This is a genomic window from Ruegeria sp. HKCCD6428, assembly GCF_013110595.1.
Classification (GTDB): domain Bacteria; phylum Pseudomonadota; class Alphaproteobacteria; order Rhodobacterales; family Rhodobacteraceae; genus Ruegeria.
Genome location: NZ_WVQX01000009.1, coordinates 14,598 through 28,757, shown reverse-complemented (window position 1 = coordinate 28,757; position 14,160 = coordinate 14,598). Strand labels below are relative to the sequence as shown.

16 protein-coding genes are annotated in these 14,160 nt (G+C 57.6%); 15 read left to right on the top strand and 1 reads right to left on the bottom strand.

Annotated features, from left to right (window positions below; all coding sequences use genetic code 11):
* Window positions 1-19: 19 nt before the first annotated feature.
* The 10 genes from ccoN to nusG all read left to right on the top strand — a co-directional run bounded on the left by ccoN (window position 20) and on the right by nusG (window position 9,110).
* Window positions 20-1,627, top strand: coding sequence for a cytochrome-c oxidase, cbb3-type subunit I (gene ccoN / locus GS620_RS17500; protein ID WP_171207032.1), 1,608 nt, complete (start codon window positions 20-22; stop codon window positions 1,625-1,627).
* Window positions 1,628-1,641: 14 nt separating this feature from the next.
* Entirely contained in the window at window positions 1,642-2,370 is a 729-nt protein-coding gene (gene ccoO, locus GS620_RS17495; protein WP_152459189.1) for a cytochrome-c oxidase, cbb3-type subunit II, read from the top strand.
* A 12-nt stretch (window positions 2,371-2,382) separates the two neighbouring features.
* Complete coding sequence (locus tag GS620_RS17490) at window positions 2,383-2,568, top strand: CcoQ/FixQ family Cbb3-type cytochrome c oxidase assembly chaperone (protein ID WP_050605006.1); 186 nt, start codon at window positions 2,383-2,385, stop codon at window positions 2,566-2,568.
* Window positions 2,565-3,428: a cytochrome-c oxidase, cbb3-type subunit III gene (gene ccoP, locus GS620_RS17485; protein ID WP_171119849.1), complete on the top strand. Its 864-nt coding sequence runs from the start codon at window positions 2,565-2,567 to the stop codon at window positions 3,426-3,428. Before GS620_RS17490 ends, ccoP begins: the two co-directional genes overlap by 4 nt.
* 419 nt (window positions 3,429-3,847) lie before the next feature.
* A complete protein-coding gene (gene ccoG / locus GS620_RS17480; protein ID WP_171617188.1) occupies window positions 3,848-5,275 on the top strand; it encodes a cytochrome c oxidase accessory protein CcoG in 1,428 nt (475 codons plus the stop codon).
* Between the two features lie 2 nt (window positions 5,276-5,277).
* Window positions 5,278-5,736 carry a FixH family protein gene (locus tag GS620_RS17475; RefSeq protein WP_171172548.1) on the top strand — a complete coding sequence of 153 codons (459 nt, stop codon included), beginning with the start codon at window positions 5,278-5,280 and terminating at the stop codon, window positions 5,734-5,736.
* A gap of 2 nt (window positions 5,737-5,738) precedes the next feature.
* On the top strand, window positions 5,739-7,916 hold the full coding sequence (locus tag GS620_RS17470) for a heavy metal translocating P-type ATPase (protein WP_171617186.1): 2,178 nt from the start codon (window positions 5,739-5,741) through the stop codon (window positions 7,914-7,916).
* 5 nt (window positions 7,917-7,921) lie between these two features.
* Window positions 7,922-8,080, top strand: a complete 159-nt coding sequence (gene ccoS / locus GS620_RS17465) for a cbb3-type cytochrome oxidase assembly protein CcoS (RefSeq protein WP_152459183.1) — start codon at window positions 7,922-7,924, stop codon at window positions 8,078-8,080.
* Window positions 8,081-8,179: 99 nt separating this feature from the next.
* Window positions 8,180-8,377 carry a preprotein translocase subunit SecE gene (gene secE, locus GS620_RS17460; RefSeq protein ID WP_050605011.1) on the top strand — a complete coding sequence of 66 codons (198 nt, stop codon included), beginning with the start codon at window positions 8,180-8,182 and terminating at the stop codon, window positions 8,375-8,377.
* 199 nt (window positions 8,378-8,576) lie between these two features.
* A complete protein-coding gene (nusG, locus tag GS620_RS17455) occupies window positions 8,577-9,110 on the top strand; it encodes a transcription termination/antitermination protein NusG (RefSeq protein WP_152459924.1) in 534 nt (177 codons plus the stop codon).
* An 86-nt stretch (window positions 9,111-9,196) separates the two neighbouring features.
* Here nusG and GS620_RS17450 read toward each other — a convergent pair whose 3' ends face one another.
* Window positions 9,197-10,426, bottom strand: coding sequence for a peptidoglycan-binding domain-containing protein (locus GS620_RS17450; RefSeq protein ID WP_171119844.1), 1,230 nt, complete (start codon window positions 10,424-10,426; stop codon window positions 9,197-9,199).
* A gap of 394 nt (window positions 10,427-10,820) precedes the next feature.
* On the opposite strand from GS620_RS17450, the gene rplK reads away from it, so the two are divergent.
* The 5 genes from rplK (at window position 10,821) to rplL (ending at window position 14,155) form a co-directional block, all read left to right on the top strand.
* Window positions 10,821-11,270: a 50S ribosomal protein L11 gene (gene rplK / locus GS620_RS17445; RefSeq protein ID WP_037314971.1), complete on the top strand. Its 450-nt coding sequence runs from the start codon at window positions 10,821-10,823 to the stop codon at window positions 11,268-11,270.
* Window position 11,271: 1 nt separating this feature from the next.
* On the top strand, window positions 11,272-11,970 hold the full coding sequence (gene rplA, locus GS620_RS17440; RefSeq protein WP_171119843.1) for a 50S ribosomal protein L1: 699 nt from the start codon (window positions 11,272-11,274) through the stop codon (window positions 11,968-11,970).
* A gap of 128 nt (window positions 11,971-12,098) precedes the next feature.
* Window positions 12,099-12,857, top strand: coding sequence for a nuclear transport factor 2 family protein (locus GS620_RS17435; RefSeq protein WP_171331865.1), 759 nt, complete (start codon window positions 12,099-12,101; stop codon window positions 12,855-12,857).
* 322 nt (window positions 12,858-13,179) lie between these two features.
* The gene (rplJ, locus tag GS620_RS17430; RefSeq protein ID WP_152459179.1) at window positions 13,180-13,698 is read left to right on the top strand and encodes a 50S ribosomal protein L10; all 519 of its coding nucleotides are present in this window, start codon (window positions 13,180-13,182) and stop codon (window positions 13,696-13,698) included.
* Between the two features lie 79 nt (window positions 13,699-13,777).
* Complete coding sequence (rplL, locus tag GS620_RS17425; RefSeq protein ID WP_152459178.1) at window positions 13,778-14,155, top strand: 50S ribosomal protein L7/L12; 378 nt, start codon at window positions 13,778-13,780, stop codon at window positions 14,153-14,155.
* The last annotated feature ends 5 nt before the right edge of the window (window positions 14,156-14,160 follow it).

Below are 14,160 nucleotides of genomic sequence, written 5' to 3'. Positions count from 1 at the left end.
CATGGCAAAGGGACGCAATATGTCGAATTACATCAAGCTGATCGTGCTTGGTCTGATCGCGCTGTTTGCAGCGATCGGAACCAATTATGCACGCGATTTGGCGTATCAGGTACATGCACTGCTGGTGATGCTTATCGCCAGTGGCCTGTTTATCTGGACGCTTCGAAACACTGACGAGCCAGATATTCTAGTCGATCGCTCGGGCGAATACATGGATGACGTGATCCGCTATGGCGTGATCGCAACCGCCTTCTGGGGCGTGGTCGGGTTTCTGGCCGGGACCTTCATCGCGTTTCAGCTCGCCTTTCCGGTGCTGAACTTTGAATGGGCACAGGGGTATCTGAATTTCGGTCGTTTGCGTCCGCTGCATACGTCGGCAGTGATTTTTGCCTTTGGTGGCAACGCGCTGATCGCAACGTCGTTCTACGTCGTTCAACGTACCAGCGCCGCGCGTCTTTGGGGCGGCAATCTGGCCTGGTTCGTTTTCTGGGGCTATCAGCTGTTCATCGTGCTGGCGGCGACGGGCTATGTTCTGGGCGGAACGCAGTCCAAGGAATATGCCGAGCCTGAATGGTATGTCGATCTGTGGCTGACCATTGTCTGGGTCGCCTACCTGGCCGTGTTCCTGGGCACGATCGTCAAGCGGAAAGAGCCGCATATCTATGTGGCCAACTGGTTCTACCTGGCCTTTATCGTCACCGTTGCGATGCTGCACCTGGTCAACAACATGACCGTTCCTGTCAGCATCTGGGGTTCGAAATCGGTCATCGTCTGGTCGGGCGTACAAGACGCCATGATCCAGTGGTGGTACGGCCACAACGCGGTGGGATTCTTCCTGACTGCCGGCTTCCTGGGCATGATGTACTATTTCATCCCGAAACAGGCCGAACGCCCTGTATTCTCGTACAAGCTGTCGATCATCCACTTCTGGGCACTGATCTTCCTGTATATCTGGGCCGGTCCGCACCACCTGCACTATACCGCGCTGCCTGACTGGGCTTCGACGCTGGGCATGGTGTTCTCGGTGGTCCTGTGGATGCCGTCCTGGGGTGGTATGATCAACGGTCTGATGACTCTGTCGGGCGCATGGGACAAGCTGCGCACTGACCCGGTGATCCGGATGATGGTGATCTCGGTCGGCTTCTACGGCATGTCCACCTTCGAAGGCCCGATGATGTCGATCCGCGCGGTGAACTCGCTGTCGCACTACACAGACTGGACCATTGGTCACGTGCACTCGGGCGCGCTGGGCTGGAACGGCATGATCACCTTCGGTGCGCTGTACTTCCTGGTGCCCGTCCTGTGGAAGCGTGAGCGTCTGTACTCGCTGCAGATGGTCAGCTGGCACTTCTGGCTCGCCACCATCGGCATCGTGCTTTACGCCGCGTCGATGTGGGTCACCGGTATCATGGAAGGCCTGATGTGGCGCGAAGTGGATGCCAACGGCTTCCTGGTGAACTCGTTCGCCGACACCGTGGCTGCCAAGTTCCCGATGTATGTGGTGCGTGCTCTGGGTGGCGTGATGTTCGTCGCCGGTTCGCTGATCATGTGCTACAACCTGTGGATGACTGTGCGGAAAGCGCCGGCCAAAGAGGCCAGCCTGACCGTCGCGGTCCCGGCTGAATAAGGAGGGCCGGAGCAATGGCAATTCTCGACAAACACAAGATCCTCGAGACCAACGCGACCCTCCTGCTGATCTTCAGCTTTCTGGTCGTGACCATCGGTGGCATCGTACAGATCACCCCGCTGTTCTATCTTGAGAACACCATTGAGAAGGTGGAGGGCATGCGCCCTTACACCCCTCTCGAAATGGCGGGGCGCGAGATCTACATCCGCGAAGGCTGCTATGTCTGCCACAGCCAGATGATCCGTCCGATGCGGGATGAGGTCGAACGCTATGGCCACTACTCGCTGGCGGCGGAATCGATGTACGATCACCCGTTCCAGTGGGGGTCCAAACGTACCGGACCGGATCTGGCGCGTGTCGGTGGCCGCTATTCTGACCAATGGCATGTCGACCACCTGCGGGACCCGCAATCCGTTGTGCCGGAATCGGTGATGCCGAAATACGGCTTCCTCGAACATCGCAAAATTGACGGAAAGTACATCGGTGATGTGATGGCCGCCAATGCTCTGGTCGGTACGCCATATTCCGAAGAGATGCTGGAAAACGCACAAGCCGACTTCCTCGCTCAGGCTGATCCGGACAGCGACTATGACGGGCTGCTGGAGCGCTATGGCGACAAGGTCAACGTGCGCAACTTCGACGGCCAGCCCGAGTTGACCGAAGCTGATGCGTTGGTTGCCTATCTTCAGATGCTGGGCACGTTGGTCGATTTCTCGACCTTCACCCCGGACGCAAGCCGCTAAAGGAGGATCGTGATGGAAGAATACACAATTCTCAGGCAGTTCGCGGATAGCTGGATGCTGCTGCTGTTGTTCGCCTTCTTCGTTGGTATCGTCATCTGGGTTTTCCGCCCCGGTGCCAGCAAGGAATACAAGGACACCGCCAACATCCCCTTCCGGCATCAAGACAAACCCGCCACATCCAAGGAGGCGCGGCAATGAGCAAGACACCTGAAAAACAGCCGGGTGATCCGAATACAACCGGGCACAGCTGGGACGGGATCGAAGAGTTCGACAACCCGATGCCGCGCTGGTGGCTGTGGACCTTCTACGCCACTATCTTCTGGGGCGTGATCTACACGATCATGTATCCAGCATGGCCCCTGGTGCAGTCGGCAACCGCCGGCGTCATGGGATGGTCTTCACGGGCTTTGGTCCAGCAGGAGATGGTCGCATTCGAAGAGGCAAATGCACCCTGGAACGCCAAACTGGTAGAAACACCATTGGAAGACATCGCGAAGGACGCTGAGCTTCAGCAATATGCCGTGAACTCTGGCGGTGCCGTGTTCCGTACCTGGTGTGCACAGTGCCACGGTTCCGGTGCGCAGGGCGCGCCGGGTTTCCCGAACCTGCTGGATGACGCCTGGCTGTGGGGTGGTACGATGGAAGATATCGTCTACACCGTCAGCTATGGTATCCGGAACGAAGAAAGTGACGATGCGCGCTATTCCGAGATGCCTGCCTTCGGTGAAATCCTGGAGCATGACGAAATCACGCAGGTGGTTCAGTATGTCATGTCGCTGAGCAACGCTCAGACCGATGACGCGGCGGCACAGGCGGGCAAGGTAGTCTTCGAAGACAACTGCGCGGCCTGCCATGGTGAAGATGGCAAAGGTGACATCTTCCAGGGGGCGCCGAACCTGACCGACGCGATCTGGCTTTATGGCGGTAGCGAAGAAGCTCTGACCGAAACAGTGACTTACAGCCGCTTTGGTGTCATGCCGCCCTGGGATACCCGACTGACCGAGGCGCAGATCCGTGCGGTATCCGCCTATGTCCACCAGTTGGGTGGTGGCCAGTAAGACCTAGAGGGCACCTTCGGGCGGCTGGCCGCCCGAAGGCTGTAGCACCGGCTGTTCCATCTGTTCGCGCGTTTCCTGAACAGCCGGTGCTTTTTTACACTGAATTCCTGTTGTTTTGCCATTCCGTTCTTTGCAACGACGGCTGATCACCCGCGTTCGGGCAGGGCTGACCCGGGGCTGCGACAATTGGTCGGCACTTGGAAAACTGCATGTACCACGTGTAGCTGGTATCGCGCCTCAAGTAGATTTTCCGCCAAAATAGGCTGAAAATCGGCTAAAATACCTGATCTCCGGTGCCGGCAAGATGGGCTGATCTTCAAAAGATGTTTGCTCGATGCGCTTTTTGACCCATGTCAAAGTTCGCCTAGGCATGATCTGGAACAAGACGTCTTCAGAAGACCCATTTGTGGAGCCAGCCAGTGAGCGATTCCGATCCCGCCCCCAACCTTTACGCCGCGCGTGAGCCGATTTTTCCAAGACGTGTTTCGGGGCCGTTTCGAAACCTGAAATGGATCATCCTCATCGTGACACTGGGCATCTACTATGTGACACCCTGGATCAGATGGGATCGCGGCCCCAGCCTGCCTGATCAGGCTGTCCTGCTGGATCTTGCAAATCGACGTTTTTATTTCTTCTGGATCGAGATCTGGCCGCACGAATTCTACTTTGTCGCTGGTCTGCTGATCATGGCAGGTTTGGGTCTGTTCCTGTTTACGTCCGCTCTGGGTCGCGTTTGGTGCGGATACGCATGCCCGCAAACCGTCTGGACGGACCTGTTCATTCTGGTCGAGCGGTGGATTGAAGGCGACAGAAACGCCCGCCTGCGCCTGCACCGTCAGGAAAAGCTTGATTTCCGAAAGGCTCGCTTGCGGGCCACCAAATGGGCGGTCTGGTTTCTGATCGGTTTGGCGACAGGTGGTGCCTGGGTGTTCTATTTCGCGGATGCACCTACGCTGGCCCGTGATCTTGTGACGGGCAACGCGCATCCCGTTGCCTACACGACGATGTTGATCCTGACGGGTACAACCTTCTTCTTCGGCGGGTTCGCCCGCGAGCAGATTTGTATCTATGCCTGCCCATGGCCGCGCATTCAGGCGGCGATGATGGATGAGGACACGCTGGTTGTCGGCTATCGCGAATGGCGGGGTGAACCGCGCGGCAAAGGCAAGCGGACGGCCGATTCTGAATTGGGGGATTGCATCGACTGTATGGCCTGCGTGAATGTCTGCCCTGTCGGAATCGATATTCGGGATGGCCAGCAGCTGGAATGCATCACCTGTGCCCTTTGCATCGACGCGTGTGATGACATGATGGCCAAGATCGGAAAGCCACGAGGGCTGATCGACTACATGGCGCTGAGCGATGAAGAGCATGAGCGATCCGGCGAGCCCGCCAAGAATGTCTGGAAGCACATTCTAAGGCCGCGTACGATCATGTACACCGCATTGTGGGCGCTGGTCGGGTTCGGGCTGTTGTTTGCACTCTTCATCCGTTCTGACATCGATCTGACTGTTGCACCGGTCCGCAACCCCACTTTCGTCACCCTGTCGGACGGTACAATCCGCAACACCTATGACGTTCGACTGCGCAACAAGCACGGTGAGGACCGTCTGTTCAAACTGTCTTTGGCGGGCGATCCGGCGATGCGACTGGAAATCGAGGGAACCAAAATCGATACTGTGAATGTCACGGCGGATACGGCACAATTGACCCGTGTATATATCGTGGCCTCCCGCGATAGCGATCCGGCCGCAGCAGAGGCGACGCCAGTACGGATCTGGGTCGAAGACCTCAGCAGCGGCGAACGCGCCTACAAGGACACCACGTTTAACGGACGAGGGAACTGATCATGGCCGAACGTAAATTCACCGGAAAGCACGCTTTGGCCGTGTTTGTCGGCGCTTTTGGCGTGATCATCGCAGTGAACCTCGTGCTGGCGTATAATGCAGTGAAAACCTTTCCGGGGTTGGAGGTCAAGAACTCCTACGTCGCCAGCCAGGAGTTCAACGAGCGCCTGAAAGAGCAGCAGGCGCTGGGCTGGACAGTTCGGGCGGAAACCAAAGGCGGCCTTCTGATCCTGCACATCACCGACGAAAGCGGTGCGCCAGTTGAGGTGAGCGAATTGCAGGCCGTGGTCGGCCGGGCAACCCATTTGCGCGACGACTTCGTGCCGGATTTTACGTTCGACGGTACAGCCTATGCCACGCCTGCTACACTGGGTAAGGGCAACTGGAACATCCGATTGGTGGCGCGTGACGGAAAAGGCGCCGAATTCTCGCAGCGCGTCCCGCTTTACGTGAAGGGGTAAGCATGACGGCTCAGCTTTCATCCGGCACAGCAGCTTGCCCGGGCTGCCTTGCGGCCCCGGCAGAACCGGCCCGGCCCATACCGGAAGATGTACAGATCGCCTTGTCGCTGCCGGGCATTCATTGCTCGGCCTGTATCGCGACGGTCGAGCGTGAGCTGAACGCGCATCCCGGCGTCGAAGACGCCCGGGTGAACCTGACGCTCAAACGCGCGATGATCAAAGCCACGCCGGAAACGCGTGCAAGCGATCTGATCCCGGTGCTTGAACAGGCAGGATTCGAAGCACATGAGCTTGATCCGGGGGCTTTGTCCGCAACGCAGACGGACAAGGCCGGGCGTGATCTTTTGATGCGGCTGGCCGTGGCCGGGTTTGCATCCATGAACGTGATGTTGCTGTCGGTGTCGGTATGGTCCGGTGCGACGGATGCAACGCGGGACATGTTCCACTGGATTTCAGCGGCCATTGCGCTGCCGGCCATTGCGTTCTCGGCCCAGCCGTTCTTTGCCAATGCCTGGAGCGCCCTGCGCGTGCGACGGCTGAATATGGATGTGCCGATTGTGCTGGCGATCCTGTTGGCGCTGGTCACGTCGCTGTGGGAAACCGCGTTGAGCGGCGAGCATGCCTATTTCGACGCAGCCCTGACATTGACCTTCTTTCTGCTGGCCGGACGGTATCTTGATTACCGCACCCGTGCCGCGGCGCGATCTGCGGCCGAGGAATTGACCGCGTTGGAAGTTCCCCGCGCCATTCGTGTCGCCGATGGGGTTGAAGATGAAGTTCCCGTTGCCGAGTTGCGCGTCGGAGACCTGATCCTTGTGCGACCGGGTGGGCGCATGCCCGTGGACGGCCAGATCGTGTCGGGTCAGTCAGAACTGGATCGATCCCTTCTGACGGGTGAGACGGTGCCAGTCTTTGCCGAAGCCGGACAGACTGTGAGCGCGGGCGAAGTCAACCTGACGGGTCCGTTGACAATCCGGGCAACGGCGGTCGGGGAAGACACGTCGCTCCATCGTATGGCTGATCTGGTCGCCATCGCCGAGTCTGGCCGGTCCCGTTATACCTCGTTGGCCGACAAGGCCGCCAAGCTGTATGCGCCGGGTGTTCACATTCTGTCGGCGCTCAGCTTTGTTGGGTGGTACATCTATTCCGGTGACTTGCGCACGGCGCTGAATATCGCGGCGGCTGTTCTGATTATTACCTGCCCCTGTGCGTTGGGTCTGGCCGTGCCAGCAGTAACCACGGCCGCGTCGGGCCGGTTGTTCCGCAAGGGAATGCTGATCAAGCACGCCACGGCACTGGAGCGGCTGTCCGAAGCCGACACGGTTGTATTCGACAAGACAGGCACGCTGACATCCGGCGCGCCGGAACTGGTCAATCTGGCAGACCATGCACGCGCCAAGATCGAGGTCGCTCTGGCGCTGGCCGAGGCTTCTGCACATCCATTGTCCGTATCACTAGCAAAAGCGGCACGTGCGGCAGGGATCAAACCAGCATATGTGCGGGGAATAGCCGAGGTTCCCGGCTATGGCACCGAGGGCGAATTCCGTGGTCAACGTGTTCGTCTGGGGCGGGCGGCCTGGGTCGGCGCGGATCAGGGTACCGATACTTCGGCCTGGCTTGCAATCGGCGAGGACGCACCCGTGGCCTTCCGATTCTCGGACGCGTTGCGCCCCGGCGCTGCTGAGGCGGTGGATGCCCTGCGTACTTCGGGCAAACGTGTACTTTTGATTTCAGGGGATTCGCAGGGGGCGGTGCGCGCCTTGGCGGAAAAACTGGGAATTGCGGACTGGATCGCCGAGGCTTTACCGCAGGACAAGGCAAGACGCATTCAGGATCTCAGCGATGAAGGCCACAAAGTTCTGATGGTTGGCGACGGGCTGAACGATACCGCCGCTTTGGCCGCGGCGCATGTGTCGATCTCTCCGGCCTCTGCGCTGGATGCGGCGCGGGTCGCGTCGGATATCGTGCTGTTGGGCAATGATCTTTCGCCCATTGCGGATGCGTGTGACACGGCCGTCAAAGCCACCAGACGCATTCGCGAAAACTTCCAGATCGCAACCGTTTACAACGTGATCGCCGTTCCTCTGGCCGTGATCGGATTGGCGACACCGCTGATCGCGGCCTTGGCGATGTCGACCTCGTCCATTACCGTGTCCCTGAACGCCCTGCGGCTGAGGTAAACTGAATGGAAGTGCTTGCTTATCTGATCCCGATTTCCCTGTTCCTGGGGGGCGTTGGTCTGGCTGCCTTCGTATATACCGTTCGTACGAACCAGTACGAAGACCCCGAAGGTGATGCGCGCCGGATCCTGAGCGACGAATGGGATGACAAACCCAAACCCTGAACGAATGCCCTATAGAGGCAGAGTTGAACCAACTGCCCTTGAAATTGCCGCAATGCCCGGCTATGTCCGGCCCATCCGCTAGCAGAGAGAACACGCCAAATGGCCACCACCAATCCGATCCAGTTCATTCAGCAAGTCCGTGCCGAAGTCTCCAAGGTCGTCTGGCCGACCCGGCGCGAGGTGCTGTTGACCACGGTAATGGTCTTCATCATGGCGGCGCTGACGGCTGTATTTTTCGCTTTGGTCGATTTGGGTATTCGGGGTGGTCTTCAACTGATCCTGGGTGCTTTCAGCTAGACGGGATCAGCGCGTTGAAACGTCTCTGCCCCCTTGCGCTGCGGGCAATGTCAGAGTAGGTGACGCGGTACTATTCGGAATGGGCGTGTGGCGATTCGGGCTGCGCGCCGCTTTTTATTCCGGATGGCGTGACAAGATTTTAATGACGGGTGTGTCCGGTACGCTTGATGCCCCGAAGACAAACAAGGACGACAGGTTCATGGCGAAACGGTGGTACTCGGTCAGCGTTCTTTCGAATTTCGAAAAGAAGATCGCAGAACAGATCCGCACGTCGGTGGCTGAACAGGGCCTTGAGGACGATATCGACGAAGTTCTGGTGCCCACCGAAGAGGTGATCGAAGTGCGCCGGGGCAAGAAGGTCACGACCGAACGCCGCTTTATGCCTGGTTACGTTCTGGTGCATATGGAAATGTCGGATCAGGGGTATCACCTGATCAACTCGATCAACCGCGTCACTGGTTTCCTGGGCCCGCAAGGCCGCCCGATGCCGATGCGCGACGCCGAAGTGAATCAGATCCTGAACCGTGTTCAGGAAGGTGAAGAAGCACCCAAGCTGATGATCAGCTTCGAGGTCGGCGAGAAGGTCAAAGTCAACGACGGCCCGTTCGAGGATTTCGACGGCATGGTCGAAGGTGTGGACGACGAAAACCAGAAGCTGAAGGTTTCGGTTTCGATCTTCGGCCGGGAAACTCCGGTCGAGCTGGACTTCACGCAGGTTACCAAGCAGAGCTGAGGAAACGTTCCTCGAGAATTGAAGCGCCGCGATGCCAAGGGCAACGCGGCGCTTTTTGTTTGGGTATTCGCTGAAAACGGATCGACCTATTGCGCCTGAACCATGGCCGCGCGCAAGAGTTGCGGGCGGTCGGTCTGGGAAGGCAGGAACACAGCCTGCGATCCGGCATCCAGTGCCGACAGGCTCGCGTCATACCACTGCATCGCAAGATCGCGACGTTTCTGCACACCGAAGCCTTCGCGCAGATGGTGGCCAATCAGCTCGCCATAGGCGGGCTCACCCATTGCGACCAGCATCAGGGCAGACCCAAGCGCGGCATCCATGTTGTCCTGACGATAGCCAATCGCAAGGCAAACCTTACTTGTCGCGGCAAGATCTTGGGGGCTGAGGCCCGAGTCCAGCGCCAGCTTGCGCATCTGGGTTTCAGCCTCAGTTTTCGAGTTGATAGACAGAGCATCAACCTGAGGCGCCACCATTTCACCATACGAGTCGCATTGAGCACTCACCTGATCCGGCGTGAGCCCCTGGATATCCTGAATCAGATCTTCACCGCGCGCCATCGCGTAGCTGCGGGCAAGACAGAACTGTTCGCTGAGCGCAAAGTCGGGATCCGACATGTTCGCCAGGGTCGTATAACCGCCATTGGTAGATGTTTGCAGCATGACCCCGCTACAGCGATTGGCCAGCGACGGGCCTCCGGTGCCGCCGGAAAACAGGCTCGGCAGGCTGGCAGACGTTGTTTCGGTTGTCTCCGGCTCAGGTTCTTGCGGTGTCGCAACCGGAACAGGTTGTGCCGGGGCGGTTTGTGCCGGAGCTTGCGGGGCAGTAGCCAAAGCAGATCCCGTCTGCACCTGACGGCGATACGCCATCAGAAGCGGTTGGCCCGCAAGTTGAGTCGTCGCCTGTCCACCGCTTGTGGCCCAATAGTAGGCTTGCATCAGAAAGTCATACTGATACGGCTGAAAATCATAGCCGTTTACAGGATAACCCATCGAGGCCTGATAGCGCTCGATTGCGGACCGGGTGCCGCGACCGACCTGACCATCGACGCGTCCTGCATTGTACCCGAAGTAATTGAGCGCGGTCTGAGTTTGCGCGCCTTGCGTGGTCGATGGAATACCTGACCGATAGGTGCGGTTCGATGTAGTTGTTCTCTGAGATTTTTTCTTTTGTTGGTCCTTGCCGATTGCGTAACCAACGATCCCGCCGACGACCGCACCACCAAGAAACTCTCCAGCGTCGGCCCGCGCCGTTTGAGGGATGGCAGCAGCAAGAGAAAAGGCGATGCCAAGAGTTAAAGCTAAACGAAGTATCATAATTAACCTCCACCAATAATCACAATTTTTAAAGAGTATAGCACGGTCATCTGCGTTGTGGCGAAGCAAGCGCCAATGTCGCGTTCAATTGGCGGCAAACTGGCGGTTTTACATGTCTTTGCAGATTGTTAGAGGAATTTGAAACTGTACGGACATTCGCGTGCGATCATGCAGGCAGCAAGAATCCTCTCAGGGTTTGATTCAGGGTTTGATTCGGTACAACCCGAATGGTGCGCCAACCACTTGTCATCTCTCCTGATCCCATGTAAACGCCGCCTTTATCGTCTTCGGGCGAGATTCTCTCGTGGGAGGTTGCTGGGGTCGCGATCCCGGACCGGACCACGCAACATAATCTGGGTGGGACGCGTTTCACCCAAGTTGAAAGGAAAACCAAATGGCCAAGAAGCTTGCTGGTACAATGAAGCTGCAGGTTCCTGCAGGTCAGGCGAACCCGTCGCCGCCAGTTGGTCCGGCGCTGGGTCAGCGCGGCATCAACATCATGGAATTCTGCAAGGCGTTCAACGCCAAGACTGCAGACATGGAGCAGGGCGCCCCTTGTCCGACCGTGATCACCTATTATCAGGACAAGTCCTTCACCATGGACATCAAGACGCCACCCGCGTCTTACTACCTGAAAAAAGCAGCTGGTCTGAAGCCGGTTGGCAAGCGTAACCGCCCCCGTGGCGCGGAAAACCCAGGTCGTGAGACCGTGGCAACCGTGACCTCGAAGCAGGTTCGCGAAATCGCCGAAGCCAAAATGAAAGATCTGAACGCCAACGACGTCGAAGGCGCAATGCAGATCATCCTGGGCTCGGCCCGCTCTATGGGCATCGAGGTGAAGTAAGATGGCAAAACTCGGTAAACGTACGCGCGCCGCGCGCGAAGCTGTCGCTGGCAAGGAAAACCTGTCGGTAGACGAAGCAGTTGCCCTGGTCAAAGCCAATGCAACGTCGAAATTCGACGAAACCATCGAGATCGCTCTGAACCTGGGCGTTGACACCCGTCACGCGGACCAGATGGTTCGAGGTGTTGTCGGCCTGCCGAACGGCACCGGTAAAGCGATGCGCGTTGCTGTTTTCGCTCGTGGCCCCAAGGCAGACGAAGCGAAAGAAGCAGGCGCGGATATCGTTGGTGCAGAAGACCTGATGGAAACCATCCAGGGCGGCACCATCGAATTCGATCGCTGCATTGCCACCCCGGACATGATGCCGATAGTCGGTCGTCTGGGTAAAGTTCTGGGCCCCCGCAACCTGATGCCGAACCCCAAGGTTGGCACCGTGACCATGGACGTGAAAGCGGCCGTGGAAGCAGCCAAGGGCGGTGAAGTTCAGTTCAAGGCGGAAAAAGGCGGCGTTGTGCATGCCGGTGTTGGCAAAGCGTCGTTCGACGAAGCCAAACTGGCTGAAAACGTCCGCGCGTTTGTCTCGGCTGTAGCCAAGGCGAAACCGTCGGGCGCCAAAGGCACCTATATGAAGAAAATCGCGCTGAGCTCGACCATGGGCCCCGGTGTGACCGTTGATGTAGCAGAGGCCTCGGGCGAGTAAGCCAGACAAATCTGATGCAAAGAATTGATCCCGGGTGGTGCAAACTGCCCGGGATTTTCATTTTGCCGGGTTCGGTGCGAAGAAAAATCGCATGCATTTCAGTTCTGGCAATCGAACGGACCATGGCTATGGAAACTAAGCGCGAACTCCTCCAAAGATTTCTTAAGGGTTTGGAAACCGGTGACGCCATGGCGGCAGCGGTTGTGAATGAAGAGAAGTACATCCAGCACAACCCTCAAACTCACGAAGGCAGCGAAGGTATTGCCGACCTGTTCGCAAGGCTGTCCAAAACCTCACCCAAGGTTACATTCAAAAGGGTTTTCGAGGATGGCGAATTTGCCTTTGCGCATATCGAGTACGATTTCAGTAGCCTGCGCGCCGCGTTCGAGGTTTTTCGGTTCGAAGATGGCAAAGCCGTAGAGCATTGGGACAACATTCAGCCCTTGCGCGGTCCAAACCTTTCTGGGCGTGGAATGCTGGATGGTCACACCGAAGTAACGGACCTGGAGAAGACGGAAGAAAACCGGGCCGCTAGCAGCATGTTTGTCACAGAGGTTCTGATAAAGCGCAGGTTTGACAGATTGGCGGACTTTGTTGCAGAGGATCTAAAACAGCACAATCCGGACATGGCCGACGGAATCGTAGCGCTCAAGAACGTGTTGGAAGGAACAAACGAAAGCGGGACAAAATTTGTCTACAAGCATTTGCATCGGGTTTTGGCAGAGGGAAATTTCGTCCTTTGCGTGTGTGAAGGGGAAAGAATTGGGGTGCATTCCAGCTTTTATGATTTGTATCGCTGGGACGCTGATCGGATCGTCGAACATTGGAGCACCATCGAAGCGGTTCCGCCGCGCGAGGAATGGAAAAACGACAACGGGAAGTTCTGAAAACATGCCCTTGGAATTTGGGTGCTGTATGATCTGAATTGGGTGCAATTTACCCCTTGGAAACCCCCTCCATCTGCCCTAAGAAGACCTGCGGAACAAAGCGTGCGATTCGTCGTGCGCTTTGTTTCGTTTCGTCCAAGACGGTGGGTGGGCCCATTCGGTCCCTTAATTCCCTGCCTGAGACGGGTAAGACCAAAGAATTCTGGGGGTCCCACCCTCGGGCGCATTTTGGCCAATCCCGTAACAAGGACCTGAACGCCGGAGCGAAAGCTGCGGCAAATATGAGCCGGGGTGAGATTTCGCCCCTAACTTGGAGAGAACTGTGGATAGAGCCCAGAAAGAGAAAGTGGTCGAGGAACTCGGCCAAATCTTCGAAAGCTCTGGCGTCGTAGTGGTTGCCCACTACGCCGGTCTGACAGTTGCCGAGATGCAGGACCTGCGCGCGCGTGCACGCGAAGCGGGCGGTTCCGTGCGTGTTGCCAAAAACAGGCTCGCCAAAATCGCCCTTGAGGGTAAGCCGTGTGCAAACATGGCCGACCTGCTGACAGGGATGACCGTTCTGACCTATTCCGAGGACCCCGTGGCAGCAGCCAAGGTGGCCGAGGACTTCGCCAAGGAGAACAAAAAGTTCGAAATCCTTGGCGGTGCAATGGGCGAGAACGCTCTGGACCGCAAAGGCGTCGAAGCTGTTTCGAAAATGCCGTCTCGCGAGGAGCTTATTGCTTCGATCGTGGGCTGCATTGGCGCACCTGCTTCGAACATCGCCGGCGCGATTGGCGCACCTGCAAGCAATATCGCAAGCATCCTTTCCACCATCGAAGAGAAGGCGGAAGCTGCGTAAGCGGTTGGCACTGAATGATCTGCGTGGGGCATGTGCCCTGACGTTGGAACACACACTGTAAACGGAAAGAGCTGATAAAATGGCTGATCTGAAAGCACTCGCAGAAAGCATCGTGGGTCTGACCCTGCTGGAAGCACAGGAACTGAAAACCATCCTCAAAGACGAATACGGCATCGAGCCCGCAGCTGGCGGCGCCGTAATGGTCGCAGGTGCAGCTGGCGACGCCGGCGGCGCAGCCGAGGAAGAAAAAACCGAATTCGACGTCGTTCTGAAGAACGCCGGCGCATCGAAAATCAACGTCATCAAAGAAGTTCGCGGCATCACCGGCCTGGGCCTGAAAGAAGCCAAGGAACTGGTCGAAGCCGGCGGCAAGATCAAAGAAGGCGTGGACAAAGCAGAAGCAGAAGACGTCAAAGCCAAGCTGGAAGCAGCTGGCGCCGAAGTCGAACTGGCCTAAGCTTG

Excerpts from the sequence above, each read along its gene's own strand:
- ccoN (WP_171207032.1), top strand. The coding sequence starts at position 20 with ATGTCGAATTACATCAAGCTGATCGTGCTTGGTCTGATCGCGCTGTTT.
- rplL (WP_152459178.1), top strand. The coding sequence starts at position 13,778 with ATGGCTGATCTGAAAGCACTCGCAGAAAGCATCGTGGGTCTGACCCTG.
- ccoO (WP_152459189.1), top strand. The coding sequence starts at position 1,642 with ATGGCAATTCTCGACAAACACAAGATCCTCGAGACCAACGCGACCCTC.
- secE (WP_050605011.1), top strand. The coding sequence starts at position 8,180 with ATGGCCACCACCAATCCGATCCAGTTCATTCAGCAAGTCCGTGCCGAA.
- GS620_RS17435 (WP_171331865.1), top strand. The coding sequence starts at position 12,099 with ATGGAAACTAAGCGCGAACTCCTCCAAAGATTTCTTAAGGGTTTGGAA.
- rplA (WP_171119843.1), top strand. The coding sequence starts at position 11,272 with ATGGCAAAACTCGGTAAACGTACGCGCGCCGCGCGCGAAGCTGTCGCT.
- GS620_RS17475 (WP_171172548.1), top strand. The coding sequence starts at position 5,278 with ATGGCCGAACGTAAATTCACCGGAAAGCACGCTTTGGCCGTGTTTGTC.
- GS620_RS17470 (WP_171617186.1), top strand. The coding sequence starts at position 5,739 with ATGACGGCTCAGCTTTCATCCGGCACAGCAGCTTGCCCGGGCTGCCTT.
- GS620_RS17450 (WP_171119844.1), bottom strand. The coding sequence starts at position 10,426 with ATGATACTTCGTTTAGCTTTAACTCTTGGCATCGCCTTTTCTCTTGCT.
- nusG (WP_152459924.1), top strand. The coding sequence starts at position 8,577 with ATGGCGAAACGGTGGTACTCGGTCAGCGTTCTTTCGAATTTCGAAAAG.
- ccoP (WP_171119849.1), top strand. The coding sequence starts at position 2,565 with ATGAGCAAGACACCTGAAAAACAGCCGGGTGATCCGAATACAACCGGG.
- rplK (WP_037314971.1), top strand. The coding sequence starts at position 10,821 with ATGGCCAAGAAGCTTGCTGGTACAATGAAGCTGCAGGTTCCTGCAGGT.
- GS620_RS17490 (WP_050605006.1), top strand. The coding sequence starts at position 2,383 with ATGGAAGAATACACAATTCTCAGGCAGTTCGCGGATAGCTGGATGCTG.
- ccoS (WP_152459183.1), top strand. The coding sequence starts at position 7,922 with ATGGAAGTGCTTGCTTATCTGATCCCGATTTCCCTGTTCCTGGGGGGC.